General features: G+C 68.1%; 21 protein-coding genes. 13 read left to right on the forward strand and 8 right to left on the reverse strand.

Annotated features, from left to right (window positions below; translation table 11 throughout):
- The first annotated feature begins 139 nt into the window (after positions 1-139).
- The 4 genes from VHA73_13940 to VHA73_13955 are packed head-to-tail and all read left to right on the forward strand — an operon-like array spanning position 140 to position 16,000.
- Positions 140-2,959 (forward strand): DEAD/DEAH box helicase, encoded by a 2,820-nt coding sequence (locus VHA73_13940; GenBank protein HVX19127.1) that lies wholly within the window; start codon positions 140-142, stop codon positions 2,957-2,959.
- Entirely contained in the window at positions 2,956-7,626 is a 4,671-nt protein-coding gene (locus tag VHA73_13945; protein ID HVX19128.1) for a hypothetical protein, read from the forward strand. Before VHA73_13940 ends, VHA73_13945 begins: the two co-directional genes overlap by 4 nt.
- On the forward strand, positions 7,623-13,889 hold the full coding sequence (locus VHA73_13950) for a DEAD/DEAH box helicase (GenBank protein HVX19129.1): 6,267 nt from the start codon (positions 7,623-7,625) through the stop codon (positions 13,887-13,889). The genes VHA73_13945 and VHA73_13950 overlap by 4 nt, the downstream gene beginning before the upstream one ends.
- Positions 13,889-16,000, forward strand: coding sequence for a UvrD-helicase domain-containing protein (locus VHA73_13955; protein ID HVX19130.1), 2,112 nt, complete (start codon positions 13,889-13,891; stop codon positions 15,998-16,000). The genes VHA73_13950 and VHA73_13955 overlap by 1 nt, the downstream gene beginning before the upstream one ends.
- Before the next feature lie 8 nt (positions 16,001-16,008).
- Here the strand turns inward: VHA73_13955 and VHA73_13960 are convergent, their stop codons facing one another.
- Together VHA73_13960 and VHA73_13965 are read right to left on the reverse strand one after the other, a co-directional pair.
- A complete protein-coding gene (locus VHA73_13960) occupies positions 16,009-16,371 on the reverse strand; it encodes a hypothetical protein (protein ID HVX19131.1) in 363 nt (120 codons plus the stop codon).
- A 133-nt stretch (positions 16,372-16,504) separates the two neighbouring features.
- Positions 16,505-17,356 carry a hypothetical protein gene (locus VHA73_13965; GenBank protein ID HVX19132.1) on the reverse strand — a complete coding sequence of 284 codons (852 nt, stop codon included), beginning with the start codon at positions 17,354-17,356 and terminating at the stop codon, positions 16,505-16,507.
- A gap of 629 nt (positions 17,357-17,985) precedes the next feature.
- Between VHA73_13965 and VHA73_13970 the strand changes: the two genes are divergently transcribed.
- Positions 17,986-18,138, forward strand: a complete 153-nt coding sequence (locus tag VHA73_13970) for a hypothetical protein (GenBank protein ID HVX19133.1) — start codon at positions 17,986-17,988, stop codon at positions 18,136-18,138.
- A 25-nt stretch (positions 18,139-18,163) separates the two neighbouring features.
- On the opposite strand, the gene VHA73_13975 is transcribed toward VHA73_13970, so the two are convergent.
- Positions 18,164-18,631: a DUF6508 domain-containing protein gene (locus VHA73_13975; protein HVX19134.1), complete on the reverse strand. Its 468-nt coding sequence runs from the start codon at positions 18,629-18,631 to the stop codon at positions 18,164-18,166.
- Positions 18,632-18,759: 128 nt separating this feature from the next.
- Positions 18,760-19,587, reverse strand: coding sequence for a hypothetical protein (locus tag VHA73_13980; protein HVX19135.1), 828 nt, complete (start codon positions 19,585-19,587; stop codon positions 18,760-18,762).
- Between the two features lie 220 nt (positions 19,588-19,807).
- Between VHA73_13980 and VHA73_13985 the strand changes: the two genes are divergently transcribed.
- From VHA73_13985 to VHA73_14000, 4 genes are all read left to right on the forward strand, one after another.
- Positions 19,808-20,290 carry a hypothetical protein gene (locus VHA73_13985; GenBank protein HVX19136.1) on the forward strand — a complete coding sequence of 161 codons (483 nt, stop codon included), beginning with the start codon at positions 19,808-19,810 and terminating at the stop codon, positions 20,288-20,290.
- 170 nt (positions 20,291-20,460) lie between these two features.
- Positions 20,461-20,865, forward strand: coding sequence for a hypothetical protein (locus VHA73_13990; protein HVX19137.1), 405 nt, complete (start codon positions 20,461-20,463; stop codon positions 20,863-20,865).
- 120 nt (positions 20,866-20,985) lie between these two features.
- Positions 20,986-21,231, forward strand: coding sequence for a hypothetical protein (locus VHA73_13995; GenBank protein ID HVX19138.1), 246 nt, complete (start codon positions 20,986-20,988; stop codon positions 21,229-21,231).
- Positions 21,228-21,662 (forward strand): type II toxin-antitoxin system VapC family toxin, encoded by a 435-nt coding sequence (locus tag VHA73_14000; protein ID HVX19139.1) that lies wholly within the window; start codon positions 21,228-21,230, stop codon positions 21,660-21,662. Before VHA73_13995 ends, VHA73_14000 begins: the two co-directional genes overlap by 4 nt.
- A gap of 183 nt (positions 21,663-21,845) precedes the next feature.
- Here the strand turns inward: VHA73_14000 and VHA73_14005 are convergent, their stop codons facing one another.
- Entirely contained in the window at positions 21,846-22,676 is an 831-nt protein-coding gene (locus VHA73_14005; GenBank protein ID HVX19140.1) for a hypothetical protein, read from the reverse strand.
- Between the two features lie 289 nt (positions 22,677-22,965).
- Between VHA73_14005 and VHA73_14010 the strand changes: the two genes are divergently transcribed.
- The 3 genes from VHA73_14010 (at position 22,966) to VHA73_14020 (ending at position 24,240) form a co-directional block, all read left to right on the forward strand.
- On the forward strand, positions 22,966-23,346 hold the full coding sequence (locus VHA73_14010) for a hypothetical protein (protein HVX19141.1): 381 nt from the start codon (positions 22,966-22,968) through the stop codon (positions 23,344-23,346).
- 160 nt (positions 23,347-23,506) lie between these two features.
- The gene (locus tag VHA73_14015) at positions 23,507-23,803 is read left to right on the forward strand and encodes an Arc family DNA-binding protein (protein HVX19142.1); all 297 of its coding nucleotides are present in this window, start codon (positions 23,507-23,509) and stop codon (positions 23,801-23,803) included.
- A complete protein-coding gene (locus VHA73_14020; GenBank protein HVX19143.1) occupies positions 23,800-24,240 on the forward strand; it encodes a type II toxin-antitoxin system VapC family toxin in 441 nt (146 codons plus the stop codon). The genes VHA73_14015 and VHA73_14020 overlap by 4 nt, the downstream gene beginning before the upstream one ends.
- Here the strand turns inward: VHA73_14020 and VHA73_14025 are convergent.
- Positions 24,233-24,424: a hypothetical protein gene (locus VHA73_14025; protein ID HVX19144.1), complete on the reverse strand. Its 192-nt coding sequence runs from the start codon at positions 24,422-24,424 to the stop codon at positions 24,233-24,235. The genes VHA73_14020 and VHA73_14025 overlap by 8 nt on opposite strands.
- Positions 24,421-25,419, reverse strand: coding sequence for a 2-dehydropantoate 2-reductase N-terminal domain-containing protein (locus VHA73_14030; protein ID HVX19145.1), 999 nt, complete (start codon positions 25,417-25,419; stop codon positions 24,421-24,423). Before VHA73_14030 ends, VHA73_14025 begins: the two co-directional genes overlap by 4 nt.
- A 273-nt stretch (positions 25,420-25,692) precedes the next feature.
- Here VHA73_14030 and VHA73_14035 point away from each other — a divergent pair, with 273 nt between their 5' ends.
- Positions 25,693-26,001: a hypothetical protein gene (locus tag VHA73_14035; protein ID HVX19146.1), complete on the forward strand. Its 309-nt coding sequence runs from the start codon at positions 25,693-25,695 to the stop codon at positions 25,999-26,001.
- A gap of 87 nt (positions 26,002-26,088) precedes the next feature.
- Here VHA73_14035 and VHA73_14040 read toward each other — a convergent pair whose 3' ends face one another.
- Positions 26,089-26,616 carry an ATP-binding protein gene (locus VHA73_14040; protein ID HVX19147.1) on the reverse strand — a complete coding sequence of 176 codons (528 nt, stop codon included), beginning with the start codon at positions 26,614-26,616 and terminating at the stop codon, positions 26,089-26,091.
- Positions 26,617-26,692: the final 76 nt, after the last annotated feature.

Here is a 26,692-nt window from a genome sequence, read left to right on the forward strand (position 1 = left end):
TATGTTGCGACGTGACGGCCTCACCTCCTCGACCGCCCTGTGGGTGTGGACGCAAAGGCCAACGTCAGCGCGCCACGCCGGGCACCGCCGATTGAACGTTCACAATCGGTTCAACTGAATCACGAGAAGGGCGAGGTTGATGGCCACGGGGAAGGCGGCGTTGTCGCTCATCGCGCCGGGGGCGCAGGTGGTTGTGCGCGACGAAGAATGGCTGGTGCGAGCCGTTCAGTCGACGCGCGCCGATGGGCTGATGGTGCGCGTGATCGGCACTTCGGAGCTGGTGCGCGACCAGGAAGCAACGTTCTTCACCGAGCTCGACGACGTGCAGGCGCTGCGCCCGGAGGACACCCGCCTGGTTGCCGACGACACCCCCCACTTCCGACGGAGCCGCCTGTACTTGGAGGCGTTGCTCCGCAAGACACCGCTGCCGATGGGCGAGTCGCGGCTCGCGGTTGGCCACCGCCAGCTGCTCGACGAGCTCGACTACCAGCGCAGGCCGGTGCAGGTCGCGCTGGAGGCGCTACGGCCGCGGCTGCTCATCGCCGATGCGGTCGGGCTTGGCAAGACGCTCGAGGTGGGGATGCTGCTGTCGGAGCTGATCCACCGGGGCCGTGGTGAACGCATCCTCGTGGTGACTCCGCAGCACATCCTCGAACAGTTCCAGCTCGAGTTGTGGACGCGCTTTGCGATCCCGCTGGTGCGCCTTGACTCCGAAGGCATCCAGCGAGTGCGCCAGAAGATCCCGGCCACCCGCAATCCGTTCACGTTCTACAAGCGGGCGATCATCTCGATCGACACGCTCAAGAACACGGGCCGGTACCGCCATCACCTCGAGGGGATCCGCTGGGACGCGGTGGTGATCGACGAGTGCCACAGCCTCATCAACCAGGGCACGCTGAACAACCAGCTCGCACGGGTGTTGGCGCCTCGCACGGAGGCGTTGATCCTGACGAGCGCCACCCCGCACAATGGCAAGCCGGAGTCTTTCGCGGAGCTGGTGCGGATGCTCGATCCCACTGCGATCGCCGACCCCTCGTCGTACGAACGGCGAGATATCGAGCATCTCTACGTGCGGCGACACAAGCACTCCAACGAGGTGTCGGCAGAGGTGGGCAGCGCGTGGGCCGATCGGCTCGACCCGGTGGGCGTCCACGCAAACGCCACCGCTCCGGAAGAAGCGGTCTTCGACGAGCTGGCTGATGTGTGGCTCCGCCCAACCTCTGGCAGCGCGCCCAGCAAGGGCAGGGGCCGCAGCTTGTTCCCGTACACGCTCCTCAAGGCGTTCTTGTCGTCGCACCATGCCGCTGCCGAGACGATCGCGAATCGACGCAAGACGCTCGCCTCGTCGGTGCCCGACGACCCCGACGCCGAGGCCGAGGACGTTGCCCTCGAGCGCCTCGCTGGCCTGGTCGACAGCATCGACGACGAGTCCGCCTCGAAACTGGCCGCGCTGGCGTCGTGCCTGCGGGAGATCGGCATCGGTCGAGGAAGTTCCACCCGAGCCGTCATCTTCTCGGAGCGGCACGCCACGCTCGAGTGGTTGGCCAGCACCTTGCCGCCCTTGCTCAAGTTGAGCGCGGGTGCCGTTCGCGTGCTGCATGGCAGCCTCGCCGACGTCGACCAGCAAGACATCGTGGAGGAGTTCGCGCTTGCCGACAGCAAGGTGCGGCTGCTGCTCACCGGCGACATCGCGTCGGAGGGCGTGAACTTGCACCGCGAGTGCCACCACCTCATCCACTTCGACCTTCCGTGGTCGCTCATCCGCATCGAGCAGCGCAACGGCCGGATCGACCGCTACGGGCAGCGCCACAACCCGGACATCAGAGCGGTGCTGTTGCGCACCGCCAACGACAAGATCGGCGGCGACCTCGACGTGCTCGACAAGCTCCTCGACAAGGAGCACGCCGCGCACAAAGCCTTGGGGGATGCTGGGTCGCTGATGGGCCTGCACTCTGCCAAGGAGGAAGAGGACAAGATCACGCAGGCCGTCGCCGATGGCGAAGAGATCGATGAGGTGGTGCCCGACTCGCCCGCGGAGTTCGACCTGCTGATGGCGATCGCTGGGGACTCGGCCACCGACCCGGTGGAAACGACGGGCACCCTCAGCCTGTTCGCGAACGACGCGGAGTTCGTCGACGAAGCGATCCACGAGGTGTTCGAGGACCCGAACGAGTCGCTTGACGTGCACCGTGAGCCCGAGCACGAGCTGCTCTCGTTCGTGCCTCCGGAGGATCTGCGCCGGCGACTGGAGGTGTTGCCGCAGAGCTACCTCAAGGAACGCAAGGTGCTCGAGCGCGTGAAGGTCACGTCGAGCCGGACGGTGGCTGAGGAGTCGCTTCGCCTCGCCCGCGAGAGCTCCGACTCGTTGTGGCCCGAGGTCGTGCACCTCTCGTCGCAGCACCCGTTGGTGGACTGGTTGTCCGACAAGTTGCTGGTGGAGCTCGGCCGCAATGAGGCACCGGTGCTGATCGGCGCGGTTGAGTCGCCGACGTTCTTGGTGCAGGGGGTGTACTCGAATCGTCGCGGTCAGGCCACGGTCGTGGAGTGGTTCGCCGTCGACGGCTTGCCGGACCACGCGCGCGTCCGGTCCATCAGGGAGGTGCTCGACAGCGCCGGCGTGGGGCCCACGATGGCGAACCCAGGTCCAGCGGCTCAGTTGGCGTCGCTCGAAACGCTTGTGCCCGCTGCCGTCGAAGCAGGCCGACGCCACATGGGCGACGTGAAGGCGGACCGCACCGCTTCGGTGGCGGCCCGTCTCCGCGATCACCAACGGCGCTTGTCGGCGTGGCGCAAGACGTCGAAGGCGCTCATCGGTGACCTCTCGGCTGAACGCACCCGCGCCCGCCGCGCGCAAGAGGTCGACGACATCACCGCTGGCACCGAAGCCCTGATCGAGTCGCTCGAGACGGCTGGCGGTCCGTTGGTGCGCGTGGTCGCGGTGATCGCGAGCGGCTCATGATCTTCGACAGCATCACGAACAGAGGTGAGTTCTTCTCCGATCACTACCTCGACGCGCTGATCGGCAACGATCTCGCTGGGCTGCGCAAGCGTTGGGACGACGAGGAGGGCCGCGGCCAGTCGACCGCCCGCACGCGTGTGCGCTCGCTCGCCGCGGAGTTCTACCGGGCAAAGACCCAGGTGGTCGAAGGAACCGCAGCCGCGCATGACGACAACCTTCGGGAACTGCACGACCGGGTGCTCGAAGCCCTCGGCTTCGGCCCCAAGCGACAATCGATCGAGCCGGTGCGCGGGGGCGTCGAAACACTCACGTTCGAGGTAGCCCACGCAGAAGCGACACCGACCGGGTTGCTGCTCGTGGCGTTGGATCTCGGCTTCACCACCACGCTCGACGCCGCACTCGATCCCGACGCGGCAGGCCGCGTGTTGAGCCCGGTGCTGAGCGACGGCAAGGTGCTCCGCAAAGACCGCTTGTCGACGTTGCCGGTCAGCGACGTGGTGGCCGCGCTCTTCGCTGTGGACGAGCCACCGCGCTACGTGCTGTTGCTCGCCGGCGTCGTGGTGGTGCTCGCCGACCGGGCGAAGTGGGGCGAAGGGCGGTTCCTGGCCGTCGACCTCGACCTCGCGCTCAGCCGTCACGACACCAAGGCGAAAGGCGAACTGGAGACGGTGGCCGCATTGTTCTCTGCCGACGCGCTGGTGCCAGTCGATGGCACCTCGGTGCTCGACGGGCTGGTGAGCTCCTCGCAGAAGCACGCCGTTGGCGTGTCGAAGGACTTGCGCGACGGCATTCGCCAGTCGATCGAGCTGCTCGCCAATGAGGTCATCCAACAGCGGCTTGCGGCCAACCGAGCCGTGTACAACGTGCCCCACCTGGCGACCGACCTCACCCGCGAGTCGCTGCGGTTCCTGTACCGACTGCTGTTCCTGCTGTACGCGGAGACCCGGCCCGAGCTCGGCATCTTGCCGCTCGATCACCCCGAGTACGTGCAGGGCTATGGGCTCGACCGCCTCCGCGAGCTGGCGCTCACCAAGCTCACCAGCGACAAGGCACGCAACGGCAGCCACCTCCACGAGTCGCTGAACCTGCTGTTCCGACTGGTGAACGACGGCTACCACGCAGTGCACGCGGAGCAGGCGATGCTCACCGACCTTCCCGGCGAGATGTCCGAAACCGAAGGGCTGCGCTTCGAGCCATTGCACTCCACGTTGTTCGATCCGGCGGCCACGCCGCTGCTCGACGGCGTGCGCCTGCGCAACGACTGCCTCCAGCAGGTGTTGGCGTTGTTGTTGTTGTCGAAGGAGCGCAAGGGCCGCGAGCGCGGGTTCGTGTCGTACGCGCAGCTCGGCATCAACCAGCTCGGCGCGGTGTACGAGGGCCTGATGGCCTACTCCGGGTTCTTCGCCGATGAAGACCTGTACGAAGTGGCCAAGGGCGGCGACCCCGACAAGGGCACGTGGATGGTGCCTGTCGCACAGGCCGACGCGTATGACGACGACGTGTTCGTACGGCGCGACGACCCGCAGACGGGCCGGCAAACTCGCGTGCGCCATCCCAAGGGGTCGTTCGTGTTCCGGCTCTCGGGCCGCGACCGGCAGCGCAGCGCGAGTTACTACACGCCTGAAGTGCTCACGCAATGTGTGGTGAAGCACTCCCTTGCCGAGCTGCTCGACCAGGACGGAGAGACCACGCCGGCGGAGCGGATCCTCGGCCTCACAGTGTGCGAGCCCGCGCTTGGCTCGGGTGCGTTCGTGAACGAGGCCATCAACCAGCTCGCGGCCGAATACCTGCGGCGCCGCCAAGATGAGCTCGCCGAGCTGATCGACCCCGACCAGTACACCGCCGAGCTGCAGAAGGTGAAGGCCCACCTCGCGCTCCACCAGTGCTACGGGGTTGACCTCAACGCCACGGCAGTGGAGCTGGCAGAGGTGTCGCTGTGGCTCAACGCCATGCACCCAGGCCTCCAGGCACCGTGGTTCGGCCTGCACCTGCGGCGCGGCAACTCGCTGATCGGCGGCCGCCGCGCCGTGTACCAGCGAGCGCAGCTCGCCAAGAGCGAGTGGTTGAAGCGCCCGCCGACGCCACGCCCGCTCGGCGCAGAGCCGTTAGCCGACGGCGAGATCCACCACTTCTTGCTGCCCGCCCACGGCTGGGCCGCAGTCGGCGACGCGAAGGAAGCCAAGGAGCTCCGCTCCGACGATGCCAAAGCCCTGCGCGACTGGCGCAAAGCCGTCACCAATCCACCGAGCAAGCGCGACGCCGACCGGCTCGTGGCCCTGGCCCGCCGCGCGGAGGACCTCTGGGGACGCGCACAGCAGGTTCTCGAACGAGCCGAAGCCGACCTGCGCCGACCGATCCAGATCTGGGGTGCAACCCAAAGTGCCTCCAGCTCGCCGCTGAGTCGCGCCGCGCTGGAGACCCTCCTGCAGGACCCCGAATCCGCGCTTGGGCGACTCCGGCTCGTGATGAACGCCTGGTGCGCGCTGTGGTTCTGGCCCATCGTCGGGCGCGACGGGGCCGAGCGGCCCGTGCCGCCAAGTTTCAGCGAGTGGCTCGACACGATCGAGGCCATCCTCGGCGTCGATGACGCACACAAGCCGCCAGGCCAGCTCAACCTCTTCGACGATTTCGAAGCGATGCTGCAACGCGACCGCCAGCTCACCCTCGAGTTCGGCAGCCGCCCGATCCCCGATGTGTTGGCCAGCCATCCCTGGCTGCTCGAGGCGCAAGTGATCGCGGAGCGCGAAGGCTTCTTCCACTGGGAGCTCGAGTTCGCGCCGGTCTTCGAGCGAGGTGGCTTCGATCTCCAGGTCGGCAACCCGCCGTGGGTCCGGCTTGATTGGAAGGACGACATCACGCTTGCCGAGTTCGACCCCTGGTTCGGGTTGACCGACAAAGCCCCGGAGGCGCGGCGCCGTGAGCGGCGCGCTGACGTGCTCTCGGATGGGCCAGCCGAGGGCGTCTACCTGCGAGAGGTAGGGGACAGCGCGGGCCTCACAGCGAACCTTGGTTCGGCAGTTGAACGGCCGGTGCTCTCCGGCATCCGCACGAATCTCTACATGGTGTTCATGGACACGGTCTGGCGGCACGCGTCAGCGGCGGGGGTTTCCGGTCTGCTCCATCCCGAGAGCCACTTCACCGACCCAAAGGGCGGGCCCCTTCGCCGAGGCGCCTACCACCGGCTGCGGCGGCACTGGCAATTCTTGAACGGGCTGTTCCTCTTTGATGACATCAATCACAAGACGATCTTTGGCGTCCACATCTATGGGCCACAGCAGCATGCAGAGTTCCTTCAGATGTCATACCTGCAGTCGCCCGACATGGTGGATGGGTCGCTCGAGCACGATGGGTCCGGCGAGGTTCCGGGGATCCAATACCCCTCGGGGGGCTGGGATCTTCGGCCGCATCGGGCGCGCGTGGTCACCGTGGACGAGCCGGTGTTGGCGTCGTGGGCGCTGTTGTTCGACGAACCGGGGACTCCGGCGGACGAAGCCCGGCTGCTGCGGCCGGTGACGACCGCCGACCTCGAAGCGTTGGTCGTGCTCGCCAACCAACCCACCCGTCTCGCCGATCACAAGTACCACTGGACGCCGGGATTCAACGAGACGAATGCCAAGACCGACGGGACGATCATCTGGGAGACGAAGATCCCGGACTCCTGGGATGAGGTGATCCTGCAGGGTCCCCACTTCACGGTGGCCACGCCGTTCGCCAAGCAGCCGAACGAGCACTGCAAGCACAACCAGGACTACAGCGCCTGGGACCTCGAGACGCTTCCTGAACGGGTGATCCCCCGCACCAACTACCAGCGAACCTGCGACCGCGACACCTACGAGTCCCGCATCGACCACTGGAACGGCCGCCCGTCCACTGACTATTGGCGGCACGTGCACCGTGAGATGACGCAACCCGGGCTCGAGCGATCCGTGCAGGGTGCTGTGCTTGCCCCTGGTCCACTGCACATCCATGCGTGCTTGACATACGGTTTCGATGATCAGGCATCGCTCGTCCGATTTGCCGGCCTGATGAGCAGCATCCCGATCGACTACCTGTTTAAGGCGTCGGGCGCGGGACACGTCGCGGAGCACCAGCTGAAGCGTGTTCCGCTGCCCAACCGCTCGGCCTACGACGCGGCTCTTGCCTCGCGAACCCTGCGACTCAACTGCCTCACGGCCGACTACGCACCGCTTTGGGAGGAGCTCTACGACCCGACCTGGAACGACGACGCCTGGACAGACCCAACGTCCATGCGGCCCCCGCTCGGCGACGTGGGGCCACGCTGGACGATGGCCACGCCGTTGCGAACAGACTACGACCGACGGATGGCGCTGGTGGAGATCGACGCCCTGGCTGCGCTGATGCTGGGCCTGACGGCCGAACAGCTCTGCGCGATGTATCGCACGCAGTTCGCGGTGCTGCGCAAGTACGAGTACGGAATGGTGTTCGACGCGCAGGGTCGCAAGATCGCCAAAGATCACCAGACGGCCGGTGTCAACCAGCAGAAGGGCGACTACGAGCGGGTGCAGGCGTTCATCGCGGGCGACGATGTTGATGTTGCGCCGTACGAGCCACCGTTCACGCGTCCCGACCGCGAGAAGGAGATGACGCAGGCCTACGAGGTGTTCCAACGGCGCTACGGCGGCGGATCGGCGGCAGCGAGCTCATGATCCCGTCGCTCGTCGCCGATGAGGTGCGCGCTGCGGTCGTCGAGTACCTGTCGACGACCTTCGCGCTCAGCGACGACGAGACCCGTCGGGCGCTCACCGAGTTCCTGAGTGACGAGACCGACGGCATCTTCCGCGGCCCCTACCTCCGGGTACGCACACCATTTCGATCAGTAGGCACCGACTGGGAGCCGCCGATCGATTGGCTCCCCGACGGGTTCGCTCCCTACATCCACCAGGCACGCGCCTTCGAACGGCTGTCGTCGCTCGACCACGCCCCGCAGCCCACGATCGTCACGACCGGAACCGGGTCGGGTAAGACCGAGTCGTTCCTGTATCCGATCCTCGACCACTGCGTGCGAGCCCACGCCCACGGCGAACAAGGCGTGAAAGCGCTGCTGCTGTACCCGATGAACGCGCTGGCCACCGACCAAGCGCGCCGTCTCGCCGAACTGCTGCGCAACGACCCGGGGTTGGTCGGGCTCACCGCTGGCATCTACATCGGCAGCGAAGGCGGCCGGCACACCACGCTCGGCCCCGATCACCTCGTCGACGATCGCAACACGCTGCGGGCAAACCCGCCCGACATCTTGTTGACCAACTACAAGATGCTCGACTTCTTGTTGCTCCGCCGCGAAGACCGCGACTTGTGGGTGTCGAACCCCGCCGGCGCCCTGCGCTACATCGTGCTCGACGAGTTCCACACCTACGACGGCGCACAGGGAACCGACGTGGCGATGCTGCTGCGGCGCCTCGGCGTCACCACCGGCCACGCCGAGCCTGGACGGCCCCTCGGTTCCATCACCCCTGTGGCCACCTCGGCCACGCTCGGCTCGGGGCACGCTGCCGGCGATGCGCTCCGCGAGTTCGCCGAGCGCGTCTTCGGCACACCGTTCACCGGCGACGCGCTTATCGGTGAGCAACGACAGACAGCCGAGGAAGCGTGCGGCATCACCGACTACGAGCTGCCGATCCCCGATGTGGCCGACATCCTCGAGGTCGCCGACGACGACCTCGACGCACTCGCGATGGGGTTCACCGGCGAGAGTGCACCACTCGACCCAGTGACGCTCGGCTCCAAGCTGTTGTCGCACACGTTGACACGAGCCGTGTTGAGCGCTGTCGGTGAGCAGAGCAAGTCATGGGCTGAAGCCGTGGAGTCGGTGGTGACCCGAGCACCGAACTGGGGCGCGGCATTGCAACGTGATCCAGCGGCCGTCGGCGAAGCCCTGTCGCGCTACCTCGCCTTGCTGGCCGTCGCTCGCCGCGCCGCCCCTTCAGGAGACCAGCGGCCGCTGTTCAGCATCGAGGTGCAGCTCTGGGTGCGAGAAGTATCCCGCCTGCTTCGCTCCGTCAGCCCGTCGCCCCGGTTCCGGTGGTCTGACAGCGCGGTCCCCGAAGACGACGCCGACCCGGCGCCTGAGCTGCCGTCGATCTACTGCCGCCACTGCGGCCGAGCCGGCTGGATGGCTGTGCACTCCGAGTTCGACGGGGGCATCCGCTTCGAGGCAGGCCAGGCCTACACCCAGTCGATGCAGAGCCCAGCCAGGAACCGGGCCCTGGTCCGCGCCACCGAGGACGAACCCGATGTGCGGCACCTCGACCCGCAGCGGCAGACCCTCGTTGGGACCGCCACCGAGACGACCATCCCTGTGCTCGTCACCCCAGGCGACGACCAGGCCCGCCGTTCGGAGTGCCCGTCGTGCGGGCAGGCCGAAGGGATCCGATTCCTCGGGTCGCGGGTGGCCAGCCTTGCGTCGGTGTGCATCACGCAACTGTTCGGCTCGAACCTCGTCTACCAGGAGGAGCGCAAGCTCCTGGCGTTCACCGACTCGGTGCAAGACGCGTCGCACCGCGCAGCCTTCTTCGCCGGGCGGACCTACCGCTTCAACTTCCGCACTCGGCTGGCCGAGATCGTGCAACAGCACGGCCAGCTCCCGCTGCACGACCTCGGCGGGGAAGTGCTCGCCGAAGCCGGCGATGATCCCGCGGCCATCCATGCGCTCACCCCACCCGACCTGCTGCGACACCCCACCGTGCGCACCCTGTGGACCGATGCCCCGATCGCCGCCGGTCGCGACGTGCTCGAACAGCGGCTCAGCCTCGAAGCGGACCTGGAGCTCGGGCTGCGCTCGACAATGGGCCGCACCCTCGAGCTCACCCGCGTCGTGGCCGCCCGAGTCGACCTGCAGCACCTCACCGAGCTTGCCGACCTGGTGGCCGAAGCCCACCAGCACCTCACGGGCAACCAAGTGCTCGCCGATACCGTGCCCGGCTACGAGGTGTACGTGCGCGGCCTGGTAGAGCGCCTTCGCCTACGTGGCGCGATCTTCCACCCGTGGCTCAAGCCCTATGTGAACGACGACGGCAACGTGTGGCGTATCTGGGGCGGCCGACCCGACGGCATGCTCGCCTTCCCCCAAGGCGTGAGCCGGCCCGCATTCGCAACCACTGGGCCCGCCACTGCCGGGAGCAAGGGCGCGTCGTTCGACTCGATCACCGCGCTGGGCTCGACGCCCTCGTGGGCAGTCGACTGGGCGATCCGCTGCCTCGGCGTGACGCCCCAAGAGGGACGTGACCTGAACCTCCGCGCGTACGAGCTCCTCGCCGCCGAGGGCGTGCTCGACGCACGAACCACCGCCGGTCACCACACCCTCTACGGCCTCGACCCACACCTCATCGTCGTCACGAGCATCGACGACGACCTCGCCGAGGAGGCCATGGTGCGATGCCCAGTGTGCGTGGGCCACCATGCCGTCGCGCCCGACCAGCTCGTGCACTGGGAAGGCACGCCCTGCCTGAGATACCGCTGCCCCGGTCGCTATACCGCCGCGCCACCCGAGCCCTCGAACTTCTACCGCACCCTCTACCGCTCCGGGGCGATGCGGCGCGTGGTCACCGACGAGCACACCGGCCTGCTCGACCGCCCCGACCGCGAGCGAATCGAGAGCGCCTTCAAGGCCGGCACTGACCCCGACGCGCCCAACGTGCTCACCTGCACGCCCACCATGGAGCTCGGCATCGACATCGGTGACCTATCCGCTGTGATGCTCACTTCGGTGCCGCGCTCGCCCGCCTCGTACATCCAGCGGGTCGGCCGCGCGGGACGGCTCACCGGCAACTCGTTCGTGGCCGCTGTCATGCCCACCGAACCGCGGGCGCTCTACTACCTCGCCGACCCCGAGCAGATGATCGCGGGCGAAGTGCGGCCCCCGAGCTGCTACCTCGACGCCGTCGAGATCCTCTGCCGTCAGTACCTCGCCTTCCTGATCGACCGGACCGCGACCGGATCGGTGCCCGCCCCTCCCCTGTCGAATCGGATCGGCGACCTCATGCGCACCGGCCTCGACCCCGGAGGCTGGCTCCGAGCAGTGCTCGACTCGAGCACCACCGACCCTGCCCACGTCGAATCGTTCCTGGCGCAGTTCGGCGACGAGGTGAGCCCCGAGAGCGCCGACGCAGTCCGACGCTTCGCCGACGGCGGCATCGAGCTCGCCGCGAAGACCGCCGCCGAGGACTGGAACGAGCGGCTCGCGGATCTCGGCCGGCGACGCGACCGACTGAAAGCCGGCATCGACAAGCTCGAAGAGCTCAAGCACCGAGACGACGACCAAGAAGGAGACCTCAAGCGCCTCAAGGGAGAACGCCGAGCGGTCATCGACATGATGCGGCGCGACCGCCAGGAGTACTCACTCAGCGCGCTCGAACGCCTCGGACTGCTGCCGAACTACGAGCTGATCGACGATGCCACGGAGCTCGAAGCGTCGCTGTGGTCCTACGACGAGACCGGCGGCTTCCAAGTCGACAACTACCAGTACCAACGACCGGCGAGCATCGCCCTCAGTGAGTTCGCGCCCGCGAACAGCTTCTACGTGCGCGGCCACAAGCTGCTGATCGACGCGCTCGACATCGGCACGTCGATCGAGCTGCTCTACGAGCGATGGCGCCTCTGCCCCGAGTGCGGCTTTGGTGCCGACGAGAACAGCCGGAGCACCTGGAGCGAGTGCCCGCGCTGCGGCACGACGGCTATCGCCGACGCCGGCGCGGCCCACCAACTGCTGCGGTTCCGTCGTTCGTATTGCTCCGACTCGGAGGAACGGGCGCGGGTCTACGACGAAACCGACGATCGCGAACGGGTCTCCTACAACATCGTGCAGTCAGTCGACGTGGACCCAGTCGACGTCGTGGAAGCACACGAGCACAAGCATGTGACCTTCGGGATGGAGATGGCCCGAGCCGCCACGATCCGCACCCTCAACCTGGGGCCGTCCACCTGGAACGGCGAGCGGACGATGATCGCCGGTCAGGAAGCAACCGCGCCGCGCTTTCGCACCTGTCGCTATTGCGGAGCCGTCTACGGCGCTCGCCGCAAAGGCGAGATCGAGCATCGCGGGTGGTGCCAAGTGCGTTCAGGGGCGCGCACCGAAGCCTGGGATCATCCCGTGCTCATCCACGAGATGCGCACCGAGGCGGTGCGCTTGCTCCTGCCTGTCTCGACGTTCGAGGTCGACGAGCGCCTCGCCAGCTTCAAAGGCGCGCTGCTTCTGGGCTTGCGGCTCGACTTCGGGGGCGAACCGGAGCACCTCCAGATCATCACGGCCGACCACCCAGGCTCTGGCGGACCCGGTCGGCGCCGCTTCCTCGTGCTGCATGACACCGTGCCGGGCGGCACCGGCTACTTGGCCCGGCTGGCCGACCCAGACCGCCTCGCGCACATCCTGCGCACAGCCCGCGAGGCGATCTCGCGGTGCCCGTGCCGCGACGAGGGCAAGCTCGCCTGCCACCGTTGTCTGCTCGCGGGCGTGGCGCCCCGCGAGATCGGGCGGGTTTCACGAACGCTGGCGCTCGAGCTGCTCGATGAGCTCCTCGAGCCTTGGGAGTTCGACCGCGTGGCCAGCGTCGCCGAGATCAAGATCGGCGGGCTCGAAGAGTCCGAACTGGAGCGACGGTTCAAAGTCGCCTTCAAAGCGTGGGCAGCCAAGACCAGCACCGGTGATCCGATCGAGGCCACCATCACGTCCAAACCACGACCCGGCGGCCGCGAAGCACTCGAGCTGCGGCTCACCACGGCCGACGACACCTGCCGGTGGCTCATCGAAGAGCAATGCGATCTCGACACCGACCCTCCGACACGACCGGACTACCTCATCGTTCGCCAAGACGACGTGTCGCCGGCAGTCGCCGTCTACCTCGACGGCTTCCAGTACCACGCCTCACCCGAGAACTGCGTGCTCGCCGGCGACGCCATCAAGCGCCGAGGCGTACGAGCCGCCGGGCACCTCGTGTGGAGCCTGACCTGGCGCGACGTGCTCGCATTCCACGAGGCGACAGAAGCCGCGGTCACATCCCCACCGCCCGATAAACGGCTCCTCACACGAGACGGTCGCCGCACCGCACAGGACGTCCACCACCAGCTCGGCGACGGAACACTTGACGTGGCCGCAGCGGACCACAACCCGATGCGGCTTCTGATCGAGTTCCTCGCCAAGCCCGACATGGAGTCCTGGGAACAACTTGCCGCATCGGTGAGTGCCGGCCTCGCCCGGCAAGGGTCCCAACAAGCCGCTGCCCAGGCCGAGTGTGCTGCGGTGTTGCGCGCTGCACTTCACCTCCAGCCCTCCCCGTCGACCGCTGGCGAAGGCTTGGTGACGGCGGCCGCGCAGATTGCAGAAGGCCTCCCGGTGACGGCAATCCTTGATGCTCGGGCCGAGGTGGGTGGCCAGGCTGCGCAACGCTGGACCGTCGTCGCGACGATTGACGACCGCCCCGAAGCGCTGCGTGAACCGGAACATCCAGCGCGATGGGGCGCGTGGCTGCAATTGGCAAATGTGCTGCAGTTCCTCCGCCGGGATCGCCAGGCCTGGTTCACCGCGGTGAGCGAGGCCGACTCGATCGACATCGACGACTTCGATGTGGTGTTGTCGCCGTTCACGCCGGTGCTAACAGAGTCCGAGGCGTCGCCCGACGGACCTGGCGACGCCGCCCGCGAGGAGCTCGACCTGATCGTCGACCATGCAGCGCGCGCGCTGGTCGAGCAAGTTCTCGCGGTCGGGGGGCCAATCCCGGAGGCGGGCTACGAACCGGGCGGCACCGACGGGTGGCTGCTGGAGGTTGCGTGGCCAGCGCAGCGCGTCGCGGTGCTTGCGGCGGGGGCGCACGACGATGCCGCCCTCACCGCGTGGCTGACTGCTCACGATTGGGAAGCGCGGCCCGCCAACGCGTGGACGGCCGATGAGCTCAGGTCGTGCATCGAGGAGCGCAGCTGATGCCCAAGTTGGTCATCTCCAGCGAGGGCCTCAGCGACTTCGGCGACCTGCCCAAGCCGCAGCGAGCCAAGGTCCGCGACGTGTTCGCCAAGTTCCAAGCACACCAACACGCCGGGCTCCACCTCGAGAAGCTCGAAAACCCCAAAGACCCTCGCGTTCGCACCATCCGCATCGACCAGCAATACCGCGGGATCGTGATGGCGCCCGACCAGGGCGACACCTTCACGCTCGTCCGCGTGCTCACTCACGACAAAGCCGACAACTGGGTGAGCCGCAACACGTTTCGCGTGAACGAGGCAACGGGTGCGCTCGAAGTCCAGGACCTGGTCGCGATCCAGGAGCTCGGCGCTGAGGTAGTAGGTGAGTCCACAACACCGGCCACGTTGTTCGTGGGGCGCTCGGACAAAGACTTCCAGCAGCTTGGCATCCCCGCCGAGCTCATCCCGCTGATTCGCACCATCAGCGACGACGCTCAGCTCGACGCACTGGCCACACTGCTCACACCAGGCCAGGAGATCGCCCTCACCGGCCTCGCCACGGGTGCAACCGTTGAGGAGATCTGGGCCGAGCTGGTGGCCGACGAAGACCCAGGCGCCGTCGACACCGACGACCTCGATGCCGCGCTGGAACGGCCCGTCACACGAGCCGGTTTCTTCGTCACCGCCGACCTCGAAGAGCTGCAAGAAGTGTTGGACCAGCCGTTCGCGGCGTGGCGGGTGTTCCTCCATCCCGACCAACGGCGCTTGGCCTACCGCCGGGAGTACAACGGCCCCGTACGCGTCACCGGAGGCGCCGGAACCGGCAAGACGACCGTTGCGCTGCACCGTGCCCGCGCCCTCGCCGAGCTGGGCTCCCCCGATGAGCACCGCATCTTGTTCACGACCTTCACCCGGAGCCTCACCGCCGCCATCGAGGAACAACTACGGCTGCTTGGGGGGCCAGCACTCGCAAATCGGGTCGACGTCATCAACGTCGACCGCCTCGCCGCACAGATCGTGCGTGAAGCTGAAGGCCGAGCGCCCCGCCTCGCAACCGACGACGAGGTCCGCGAGCTGTGGCGCGACGTTGTCGACGAGAACGGCACCCCGTTCACACCCACGTTCCTCGACCAAGAGTGGCGCCACGTGGTGCTCGGCCAGGGCCTCGCCGACCGAGACACCTACTTGACCGCAGCCCGGCCCGGTCGGGGCGTGCGGCTCACGCGGCGCCAACGGATCCAGGTGTGGCGGTGCGTTGAGGACTTCACGAACCGCCTCGTGGGCTCCTCGCGACGGACGCACCTCCAACTCGCTGACGCTGCCGCCAGCGCGCTCCAAGCCAGATCGGTGAAGCCGTACGACCACGTGCTGGTGGACGAGGCGCAAGACCTCCACCCCGCGCAGTGGCGCATGCTGCGCGCCGCCGTGGCGGTCGACACCAAGAACGACATGTTCATCGTGGGCGACACGCACCAGCGCATCTACGACAACCGGGTCACCCTCTCGCGGGTGGGCATCAACGTGCGCGGGCGGTCGCGTCGGCTCCGGATCAACTACCGGACTACGCACGAGATCCTGCGCTGGTCACTCGGCCTCCTGCGCGGGGAAGCCTTCGATGACATGGACGACTCCACCGACACGCTCGAGGGCTACCGGTCACAGATGCACGGCGCGGCCCCGACGGTCGAGGGGTATCCCTCGACTGCCCAGGAGCTCGCGGCCATGGCCGGCGCGGTGCAGGCATGGCTCGACGCCGGCGTCGCTCCTGGCGAGATCGGTATCGCTGCCCGTACCCGCGACCGCTGCACGGTGGCCGTGCAGGCACTCGAAGGGGCCGGGATCGCGGCCGTGGTGCGCGAACGCGACAAGGAGATCCCGCCCGATCGGATCGCCGTAGCCACGATGCACCAGATGAAGGGCCACGAGTTCCGATGCGTCGCCATCGTCGACGCGAGCGAAGGGCAGGTCCCCTCTCCCTACGCCCTGACCCCCGAGGCAGTCGACCCAACAGAGCACGCCAACGACCTAAAACAAGAGCGCAGCCTGCTCTACGTCGCCTGCACCCGTGCTCGCGACGACCTGCGAATCAGCTGGTCCGGCGCACCCAGCGAGTTCCTCGCACCCCTGCTCTGAGGCCCCGCCTACGGGATGGAGATCACCAGGTCTGGCCGACCGAGCTGCCTGCACACCTCGTTGGCCACCCGGGCGTCGTCCTCCATCCCGATCGGGCTCTGCACGTCGTTCTCGTCGTCGTCCGTCAAGATGAAGTACTCGATCCCGGCCCGCAGCGTGGCGCGCTGAGCCGGGTCCAGCTGCTCCGAGCCCTCGAGAAGCGTGCTGTAGAGGGCCGCAATCGAGCGAGCCAGATCCAGCTCCAAGAACTCGTGATCGAAGCTCTGCTCATCGAGCACGTCGAGATGCGTCGCGATCCGCGTCTGCAACAGCCGCAAGTCGACCACCGAAGTGGGCGCCTTCATCGCCGTGAACGCCGCCATCTCATCCATCTCAGCCTCCGCCCAAGACCCCATCAGGTTCCATCGGCCACCGAACCCCGCCGTTGAGCCGAAGCGAGTGTAGGCACGACACCTCGATCAGGCGCTGCAACGTCTCCACTTGTCGACACGGCCACCAGACGCGTCACACGAAGAGGCGATCGAGCTCACCCGGCCACACCAACCTCACGCCGCTCTGCCTGCAGACCGACTCCCAACGTTCATCGGTCGGCTCGCGGCCGACCACGAGCGCCGGCGACGCGGGGAACCCAGCCCGAATGAGCGTGTCTTGGTGATCAAGCGCTTGGCCAAGGCCGAGGGCAAGCTCATGGTCCTCATCGGCTTGCTCGAACGACTTGACCTCGGCAACGACCCACCCGTCGCCGCGCTGCCAAGCGAGGTCGAAGTCGGGGTCGCCTGGGCCGGAGGAGAGCGGACTCGAACCAGCAGCCCTCACGGCAGCCGCTACCTCGTCGCGGAACGACACGGTGTCGGCCAGAGCCCGGCCCGCACCGGACGGGCCGGCATCGACGAGCGGGCTCGGCTCAAAGCGGTACGGAGTCACGAGGGTTGGCGAGCGCGGAGCAACCAACCGGCGAGGTCCCGCGCTCGAGCTCGGCTCGATGGCTCCCGTCGGCAGGAGCCGGAACACGATGACCTGTCGCTCGCTGCCCGTACCCGGGTCTGTCGCAGTGGCCTTGTACCAGGCGCTCCGATGGGGCATCTCGAACTCGCCGGCGTACTGCACCTCACCGCGAAGCCCCCAGAACAACCGCAGTGCGCGCCCGTCAGCCCGGTGATCTCGCACCGCCGCGTTGTGGCCGTACATCTCCTGATTGCCGAGGTCGCCCAGCCCGGTGTAGTGAAACTCGAGACCGTGCCAGTGATCCGGACACCCGGCCGGGACGGCCTCAGGATCAGAGAACAGGAGGATGTTCGCGGTCTGACCCGACGGCGCGATGCGGCCGCCTGGCGCGCCGCCGTATCGGTCGTGCACCTTGCGGCGCGTAATCAGCTGCCCTGGCACCAATCGCCAGGGCACGACCTGCGCCGTCAAGCTCGCCCACCTTTGCGCCGCCACCAAGGTCGCACCGCTCCTTCACCATGTGCCATCCGCCTGACAGCCACACTCTTCGTGTCGCGCATCGGACAGTGGTGCAAGATCTTGAGACCGCGCGGCGGAGCAGGAGTCGTCCGGGGCTGACAGCAGCCCTCCCGAACCCCGAGGTGATCGCAAGCGCGTGAGTCTGACCCAGGTCAAGCAGGCCAGCTCAGCGGCGCGACCGCCGAGCGATGCGGCCGTATCGATCCGCCCCTATCGCTGCCCTTGGCACAGCTGCGAGGCGGTCGCGCTTGAATCGCAGCGGGTGGCCGAGCGTGGCGCGCAGTGTGTGCAGCGCCGGCAAGCACAGGCAAAGCTGTGAACGTGACCGAGAGCAGGGCGAACGACAGCACCGGAGGCATCCCTGTGCCGCCCGCTGGCACCCCGTGGCACGAGCTGACCCGCTTTGCGCTTTCATGGAATGCTTACGACCGCTACCGAAGCCCGGAACGTTGGGAGATGCGGCGAATGGTGCCGCGAAAGCCTGGCGCGAGACCGGTGCGCTTCCCGACGACCTGAGTCTGTTGCGATCATTCCTATTCTTCGAGCAGCGCCGCTACCGGCACTTCGATGGCGAGCCCAAGGGCAGGAGCCGCGCCTACATCGACGCCCTTCTCACCGCCATCGCTGAGCTCAGCGGCGGCACCGTGCCGGACCCGCCCGACCCGCTGCCCTGACGGAACAACCGGCGAGCCAGTCGTACTACGCCTCCGTCGCCCGCCACTGGCGGAGACGCTCGATCACGGCGGCCAGCGTGCCATCGGCCAGCGCATTGGCGATCGTCCCGTCACAGAAGCGCTCGCCGCGAACGAGCGTGGTCAGCGTGCGCGCCGCGTCAGCCACCGACCCGGGTGCCACGGCACCGGTGTCGCGGCGGCCGTGTCGATCCGCCCACGCCATCCAGTCGAACGGGTAGTCGCAGACCAGGTCGCCGAGGAGGCGGATCACCGCGTCGACGCGCGGGCTGTACGCCGGCCACGGAAACGAGAGCACCTGCGTCTCGTTCCCGTCCGCGTCCGCACGGTTCGACGGCCCGCCGCCTTCCCAAGCCACGTCCGGGTCGGCTGGCTCGAGCTCGTCGAATGCCGCGAACAACTCTTCCCACCACGTGGCGGGCCGCGCCGAGAGCGCAGCCTCGATCTCCCGGTCGGTCAGCTCGCTGTCAGCCACGACGTGCCCTCATCTCTCCTCGACCAACGGCCTGCCCACCGCCTCACGCACGTCCTCGGCTCGGCAAGCCTCGACGCACGTCAACGCATCGACGGCCGCTTCGAGCTGGTCGCGGAATGGCGCCGGCACTAGCCAGCCATGCGTTGCGCTGCCTTGGTGGCGAAGTCCTGAGCCTGGTCGGCATCGGGCGTGTAGTCCACGCTGAACACCGTGGCCGTGAGCCCGTCTCGCTGCGTAACCACGACGTAGCCGCCGGCGGTGAGCTGTTCTCCATCCTGCTCGATGTCGATGGTCGCGGAGAAGGCCGCGGACTCGTCGCCGATGGTGGGAAACGATGCCGGCTTGATCGTCCACTTGGCCGAGGCGCCATCGGCCTTCGTCGTGAATGACGTGCACTTGGCCATGAGGGCCTTGATGTCGGCCATGGCTCCCGAGGGATTGGTGTAACGAGAGACATCCTCGCTCATCGTCGGGAAACCGCTGGGGTCACCGAACGATACGTATGCCTTGGCTTCGCGCCCCGCGATGCCCTTCAGCCCATCGTTCACACAGGAGCTCGCTGTCGGGGCGGTGTCCTCCACCCAGCCGGTCGGCATGTCGCTGAGGCGAAGAAGGCGATCGGAGAGGCTCGAGCCCGAGCTATCGCTCGAGGCCGCCGTGCTCGAAGACGCCGTCGTGTTTCCGGCCTTGCCGCCACTCGAACTGCATCCGGCCACAGCCACCGCAAGACAGAGGATCACGAGTGCCCGCTTCATCGCCGTGGAACCTACCGCGGGCACCACGGCGCGGCCCCTGAGGTGATCCACCACTTCAGCGGGTGGGATCTGCCGAACAACCTCAGCCGCCTTGTCGCCGTCTGACCAGTCGCTGGTGGCGTCGGCGTCGCCGAGCAGCGCCTGGATCCGTCGCTTCAGCGCAAACGCCCCACTCAACCGCTTCCCGGCGTTCCACTTCACGAACCCCGCTCCACGAAACGACCGTCCTGCCATCACCCACCTCCGTCACGTCTCCCGGGAGAAGTACGCGTCGGCCGTGACCACGACGGTCACATCCAGCCGACGCAGCTCGTACGTCTGCGCGTAAGTTCCCGGCATGGACGGCACGGAGGCAACCTCGCCGGCGTCGCGGCTGCCAGCGACACCAACGACAGCCCACCAAGGCCGGCGAGCGAGTCGGATGACCACAGCGCTGGTCACGGTCGCGGTCGCGGGAACGCTCGTCGCTGCCTGCAGCTCATCGGGCTCAACGGCCGCGTCGTCGCCCGATCCGGCGTTCGCCCAGAAGGGCAACGCCATCTGCAGCCGCTACAACGACACGCTCGGCCCCCTCGGTGCGAAGGCAGCACTGTCGTTCCAAAGCGGCGACACCGCCGCCGCAATCAGCGCTGTCGACCAAGAAGCCGAGCTCCTCGGGCGTGAAGTCGACGAGCTCGACGCACTGCACGGCACCGACTCGCAAGAGACGAACTTGGGCAAGGCGCTCGATCTGACGCGGCACCAGGTCGAGCTCGCGAAACAGATCGCCGACGCGCTCCGCAAGAACGACCTCGACGCGGCCGGCAAGGCCGTCGATCAGTCAAACGGGCTCAACGCGCCGGCCGACGCGGCCTTCCGCGCCGCCGGCCTCGACGGCTGCACCCTCGAGTCGCACACCGGCTGACACACAACCGGCCCGGGCCGAACCGCCTCAGCTCTCGACCTGGTTCCCGTAGGGCCAGACCTGACCACCCGAACCGAATCGGCCCCAACGACGGTCAGCGCGGCTCGCTACCCTGGGATCGCTCGAAGGCCCGCGGCCGCCCTCTGGTACGAACCACGCAAGGAAGCCGCATGACCGACGAACGTTCCCGTCACCAGCTGTACGTCACCTTGGAGGAACACCTCGGTGAACACCAAGCCGACACCCTGATGGAGCTCCTCCCACCCGTCGGCTGGGCCGACGTCGCCACCAAACACGACCTCCACGCCCTCGAAGAACGCATCGACCACCGCTTCGACGCCGTCGACCACCGCTTCGACGCGATGGAGAAGCGCTTCGACCTCCGCTTCGCCGCGATGGACGAACGATTCGACCTCCGCTTCGCCGCGATGGACGAACGATTCGACCTCCGCCTCGAAACTGTGGCCACCAAAGACGACCTGGCAGCACTGCAACGCTCGATGATCACCACGATGATCGCCCTGTTCGGCACGTTCGCGGCCGTCATCCTCACCGTCGTCACCCTGATCCACTGACCGCCCAGCACCGGCGCCACCGCGGCGAGCTCGTGGGACGGATCGCCGGTGTAGCCGCCGAGGGGCAACGCGCCACCGAGGTCGGCGTCGGCGAAGAACATCACCTACTACTATATGAGCATGCTCGATCGTCGACTCCAGGTCCTCGTCGACGACGACCGCTGGGCACGACTCGAACAAGAAGCAGCGCGGCGTGGCGTGGCCATCGCGGTGCTCGTCCGCGAAGCGATCGACGAGCGATTTCCGGGAAACGCCGACGAACGTCGAGCGGCCATCGACACGGTGCTCGACGCCGAGCCCATGGACGTCCCCGACCCGAGCGATCTCCGCCGCGAACTAGACAGCATCCGCAGTCGCTCCGCGTGATCCTCCTCGACACCACGATGTTGGTGTACGCGGTGGGTGTCGACCACCCGCTCCGTGATCCCGCACGCGCACTCTTTGCGCGGATCCGCGATGGCGACGTGCGCGCGACCACCACCCTCGAAGCCCTCCAGGAGTTCGCACACGTCCGGGCTCGCCGCCGCTCACGAAGCGACGCGGCCGCCCTCGCAAAGGCGTTCGGCGTCAGCCTGTCCCCACTCCTCCGTCTCGAGGAGGTCGACCTCCTCGAGGGTCTCGAGCTCTTCAGCTCGACGTCGGCGCTCGGCCCATTCGACGCGGTCCTGGCATCGGCCGCCCGCCGAAGAGACTGGGCCGTGGCGTCGGCCGACCGCGCGTTCGGCGACGTCGCCGGCCTGCGCGCGCTCGACCCGTCAGACCCATCGTTCATCGATCAGGTCCGCGCCACCCGATAGCGCCGGGTCGTAATCCGGTTCGATCGTCCGCCGGTGTCGGCGCCGCGAGGCTCTTGTGGCGCAGGAGCTCGATGCGGGGATGGTCCCACGGGTCGCACGGCGGAGCTGCGCGGCCATCGAGGCGGCGGCCACCTCGGCGGGGCCTCGACGGCTCGCCGCGATCGGGCCGCCCGACGCAGCGGGTCAGCCCACCGGGACGATGGCCGTGAGCTTGGTCTTCGCGTCGCCGGCGTACGCGTGGAAGTGAAGCTTGCCGCCGAGATGGGCGTTCCGGAAGGTGATGGTCTGCGTGGCTGTGGCACCCGGCGCGATGTCGCCCGTGAACGCGGTGTCGGGCACCGACAGGTCGAACAGGTGCCCATCGGCGCCGACGTACGTGGAGGCGAGCGTGCCGTTCCCCAACGCTTGTGAGCCATGGTTGGTCACGTCGACCACGAGCACGAGCCCGCTGTGGGCCGACTGGTACGCGGCCTGCAAGGTGACCGTCATCGACCCGGTGGTCACGGGTTGGCCGGCGCCGCGGATGCGCTGGTCGAGCGCCACGCCGGCCACGTCGAAGCCGGTCACCCGGTCGTGGTCGTCGACCTCGATGTGGTCGTAGTCGGTGCAGTCGCCCTTCGACGCGTGCGGGCAGAACCGAACGCGGTCGCCGTCATAGCTGACCGACCCGTCACCGGTGGCGGCGCTCGCCTCCAAATACTGCAGATAGAGCCGGGCCGGCGACCCGGGGGCTGCCGTCGCCTCCGACCGGTGCAACACAGCCGGCTTGCCGGCCGCCACGGCGTCGAAGTACGTCTTCCACGGCTTCGCCCCGGATCGGCCACCGCCGCCGCTCGAGCACCCCACCGCCAGCGCCGCGAGCACCGCCAGCACCGCGACCAGCACCAGCCCGGCCCTCGCCCCCGTCGCCCGCACGCGTCGGCGCGCGTGGGGGCCCGCCGGTGGGCCATCGAGGCGTGCGTGCAGGCCACGGCGCAGCAGCGAACGGTCTGGCCTAAAGCGGGGAGGGGTCATCACCACGGTCTTTCCCTGTGGGGCATCGACTGGCCCCTTACCCACTCCCGCCCGACCTGAACGCCGGCGCCCGCTCACACTCGACCCGTCCGGCCCATCGTGCATCGACCGCGACACTGCAACGCGCTCGATGGGGCCGCAGGTCGGCGCAGGAGGAGCTGTTTTCCGGGAGCGCGCAGCGCGGACCGACCAAACCCGCGGTTGGCGGACCCGGCCGGTGCGTGCCCGGATCGGCGGCCCAGCGAGCTCGGACAGAGCACTGTCACAGGCCGTGCCTACGGTCGATGCCATGACCAACACACCTGACAACTCATGGTTCGGCGGTTGGGAGTCCGCTCCGACGGTGGGGCCGATGTCGGTCAACGCTGACGGCGTCTTGACCGAGGTTCGATTGATCGGCGGCCAAGAGGTGATCGTCCACTACGACGATGTTGTGCCCGAGTCCGACTTCACCACCGTTGACGGCATCCCGGTCACGACCCCGGTGCGAACGCTGATCGACCTGGCCCCCGACGTCGACCAATCGCACCTCGACGCCATGGTCGACGACGTGCTTGCCCGTGGGCTGGCGACCGAAGCCGAGGCTCGTGCCCGCATCGCCCAGCCCGACATACGCAACCGAGTCGGCGCCAAGCTGCTCCGCAGCGCACTCGACCGTCGCCACACCTGAGCCGTGTCCGGTGCCACGGGTCCGGTGTCTCGCGGCTACCGGACGCCGGACACACGTGGCAGCCGCCGACGCGGCGTGGCTGGGTACCGAGCTCGCCCGCTGACCTCGACCGTCCGATCCATCATGCTATCAGTCGTCTCGCCTGATAGCATGATGGATCATGAAGCAGTTGCTACTCCGAGTTCCTGAGGAACTTCACCAACGGCTCACCGAACGAGCTCGGCGCAGCGGCCGCAGCGTGAACGCCGTCGCGAACGAGATCCTCGACGCGGCTGCCGACGTCGACCAAGGCGGACGCCGCGAGCGTCTCCGTGCCCGCGCCACGGCCGTTGGCGTAGCCCGACCCGAACCCGGGCCGTCGGTGCGCACAGCCCGACGACGACGCGCCATCTCCTCGACACGCGGGATCGGACCGGTGGTCGACCGGCTCCTGGCCGAAGACCGCGAGCGAGGGTGATCGCTTACGTCGACTCCTCGGTGCTCGCGCGCGCCTACTTCGCCGACGAAGCGGGACACGACGCAGCGAGCGCCCTCCTCGACGACACGGAGGTCGCGCTCGTCACCGGCACGTGGAGCCGCATCGAGGTCTCCGGTGCCATCGTGCGCGCGTGCCGAACCGGCCGGGGCGACGCGGCCGCGCTGCTCGACCTGCTCGACGCCGACCTGTCAGTCGACGGCCCGGTCACCGTCGTCGCCGCCGACCAGCACGACATCGAGAGCCGGGCGCTCGACCTGGTGCGCAACCACGGCATCCGGGCGATGGATGCCTGGCACCTCGCCGTGGCCGCGATCACCCTGCCCACGCTCGCCGAGCCCGCCGAGCAACAGGCATTCGCCACCCGGGATCAAGCCCGGGGCGAGGTTGCCGCCACCTTGGGTCTCACCGTCATCTGACCGCGATCGACGCACCCCAGCCAGCGCCGGGATCGCGTCCCGCCAACGTGCCCGCGTCGACACCCACCTTGTCGGGCGAGTGCACCCAACAGCCCACCAGCTCGAGGTCGGGGTGGGCGGCCACGCCGCCGATCGCGGCACGACCAACCCCGCCCGTCGCCCACTGGATCACCCGATACGTCACGACCGCTCCCCGCCTTGCGTCGCGTCGGTGCCGTGGTTCAGCTGGTCGAGGATCTCGTCCTCGCTCAGCTCGCCCGGGCGCTCGTGACCCCTCGCCAAGTCGCGGGCCAGGCGCTGCACCAACTCGTTGGCCGGCGTGGGCACCCCGTGCAGGCGGCCGAGCAGCACGATCTCGCCGTTGAGGTAGTCGGTCTCGATGTCGCCGGTGCCGCGGGCCAAGCTCTGCCACGACGACCCGCCCGCGTGCCGACGACCGTCGATCTCGCCCATCTGCAACTGCTTGCCGCGCCGCTCACGATCCTCCTCCACGGTCGCCACGTCGATCCCCGCCGCCGTCAGCACCGCGTCGCCTTCCGCCACCAGCATCTTCGCCAACGGCCCGAACCGGGCCTTCGGGCCACACGCCGCCTCGGCCGCGTTGGCCAAGTTCGTCAACAGCTTGCGGTACTTCCACCGCGCGATGTCGGGCGTGGGCGACGACGTGAACGTGGCCGATCGGAACGCCGCCGCCACCGCCTCCGTCGTCTCGTTCGTGCCCGACGGGTAACGGCCCACGTGCAACAACCCGGTGATCGGCGTGGACCACGCTTGCACCACGCCCGGGTCCACGAACGTGGCCGGCATGTTCACGTTCACCGCCTGCACATCGGCGAACAGCCGCAACATCGCCCGCTCGTTCGCCACTCCGTTTTGCAGGCACACCACCGGCACCTGCGGCGCCACTGCCACCAGGTCGGCCAGCGCCGCCTCGGTGTGCTGGCTCTTCACCGCCACGTGCACCACGTCGTCGGTCCGCCAGTCGACTTCGCCCACGTGCCCCACCGCCGGGATGGCAAGCGTGGCAACCCCGGCCGGCGACTCCACGCGCAGCCCGTCGCGCCGGATCGCCTCGAGGTGCGCACCCCGCGCGATCAGCACCACCTCGTGGCCGTCCTCGAACAACCGGCCGCCCACCACCCCACCGATCGCCCCCGCCCCGAGCACCACATGTCGCATCGACGATCAGCCTGCCACCCGGCCTGCCGTCGGGCCGGGCGGCGGCGCGGTGCGGGCGCGCCCGCGGGCGCGGCCATCCGGGTGGGCAAGCGAGCATCTCGGGAGGGCACGGGAGACTTGCGATCTGGCGCGAGAACCAGGGCTTCCGGCCTATCACCTTGATCTCGCTTTCCGCTGAGCCGCCCCAGGCCAACCGTCGGACCCGATGACTACCCTGGTAGGTGCTCGAAGGCCGCGGCCTTCCTCTGAATCGGAACCACAGAAGGAAGCCGCGTGACCGACGAACGATCTCGGCACCAGCTCTACGTCACCTTGGAGGAACACCTCGGTGCACACGAAGCCGACACCCTGATGGAGCTCCTCCCACCCGTCGGCTGGGCCGACGTCGCCACCAAACACGACCTCCACGCCCTCGAGCAACGCATCGACCTCCGCTTCGACGCCATGGAAGCGACGTTCGCAACCAAAGAGGACCTGGCTGCGCTGCAACGCTCCATGGTCACCACGATGATCACCACGATGGTCGCCCTGCTCGGCACCTTCTCAGCCGTCATCCTCACCGCCATCGCCCTCATCCGCTGACCGCACCGCCCCGCTGCGGTCACGGCTGGGGCGTACACGATCGAGCCCGGAGAGTCGGGAACCTGCGGGTCTGGCACCGCTGCACTGCTAGGGCGGTGGAGGGTCGAACAAGGCCAACTCCCCCGAGTCCGGGGCCTCGAAGACAGTGATCCACTCGTCGAGGTGAGCACGGCGGATCGGCTGCTCGACCCAAGGCGGTGAGGCATTCCGCGTTGCGATACGTCGCCAGAGCTCATCGGCGGGCACATCGAGGTAGTGCAGTTCGACACCAACGTCCAAGCGGCGAGCGACCGCCCGCATCTCGTCGCGTTCCGCCCGGGCCCAAAGCCCGAAGTCGAGCACGACGCTCAACCCCAAGCCGAGAATCTGCTGTGCCAAGCGCCAGAGCTCCTGCTCCATCTTGACGCTCGTGGGCGTGTCCCAGGGGCTCGAGCCAACGGCCCAGAGCCACTCATCCTTCGTCAGGCGCACGGCGCTCCGTCGGACGGCAAGCTCCTGTGCCAGCGTCGTCTTGCCCGCCCCAGGCAGGCCGCAGGTCAGCAGCAATCGGGCACCGGTCATGTCGCGCGAGTCCAGCAGCTGGGGCGTGGTTGCGAGGCGCAGCTTCCCGGTCACGGCTGTGGCGTACGGGTGACCGTGCCGCCAGCCGGCGGCGCTCGCCGGTCACCGGCGCACCGATCCCCCTCGACAC

The organism is Acidimicrobiales bacterium (assembly GCA_035547835.1).
GTDB lineage: Bacteria > Actinomycetota > Acidimicrobiia > Acidimicrobiales > Iamiaceae > DASZTW01.

Excerpts from the sequence above, each read along its gene's own strand:
- VHA73_13940 (HVX19127.1), top strand. The coding sequence starts at position 140 with ATGGCCACGGGGAAGGCGGCGTTGTCGCTCATCGCGCCGGGGGCGCAG.
- VHA73_13945 (HVX19128.1), top strand. The coding sequence starts at position 2,956 with ATGATCTTCGACAGCATCACGAACAGAGGTGAGTTCTTCTCCGATCAC.
- VHA73_13950 (HVX19129.1), top strand. The coding sequence starts at position 7,623 with ATGATCCCGTCGCTCGTCGCCGATGAGGTGCGCGCTGCGGTCGTCGAG.
- VHA73_13955 (HVX19130.1), top strand. The coding sequence starts at position 13,889 with ATGCCCAAGTTGGTCATCTCCAGCGAGGGCCTCAGCGACTTCGGCGAC.
- VHA73_13960 (HVX19131.1), bottom strand. The coding sequence starts at position 16,371 with ATGGATGAGATGGCGGCGTTCACGGCGATGAAGGCGCCCACTTCGGTG.
- VHA73_13985 (HVX19136.1), top strand. The coding sequence starts at position 19,808 with ATGACCACAGCGCTGGTCACGGTCGCGGTCGCGGGAACGCTCGTCGCT.
- VHA73_13990 (HVX19137.1), top strand. The coding sequence starts at position 20,461 with ATGACCGACGAACGTTCCCGTCACCAGCTGTACGTCACCTTGGAGGAA.
- VHA73_13995 (HVX19138.1), top strand. The coding sequence starts at position 20,986 with ATGCTCGATCGTCGACTCCAGGTCCTCGTCGACGACGACCGCTGGGCA.
- VHA73_14005 (HVX19140.1), bottom strand. The coding sequence starts at position 22,676 with ATGACCCCTCCCCGCTTTAGGCCAGACCGTTCGCTGCTGCGCCGTGGC.
- VHA73_14010 (HVX19141.1), top strand. The coding sequence starts at position 22,966 with ATGACCAACACACCTGACAACTCATGGTTCGGCGGTTGGGAGTCCGCT.
- VHA73_14015 (HVX19142.1), top strand. The coding sequence starts at position 23,507 with ATGAAGCAGTTGCTACTCCGAGTTCCTGAGGAACTTCACCAACGGCTC.
- VHA73_14030 (HVX19145.1), bottom strand. The coding sequence starts at position 25,419 with ATGCGACATGTGGTGCTCGGGGCGGGGGCGATCGGTGGGGTGGTGGGC.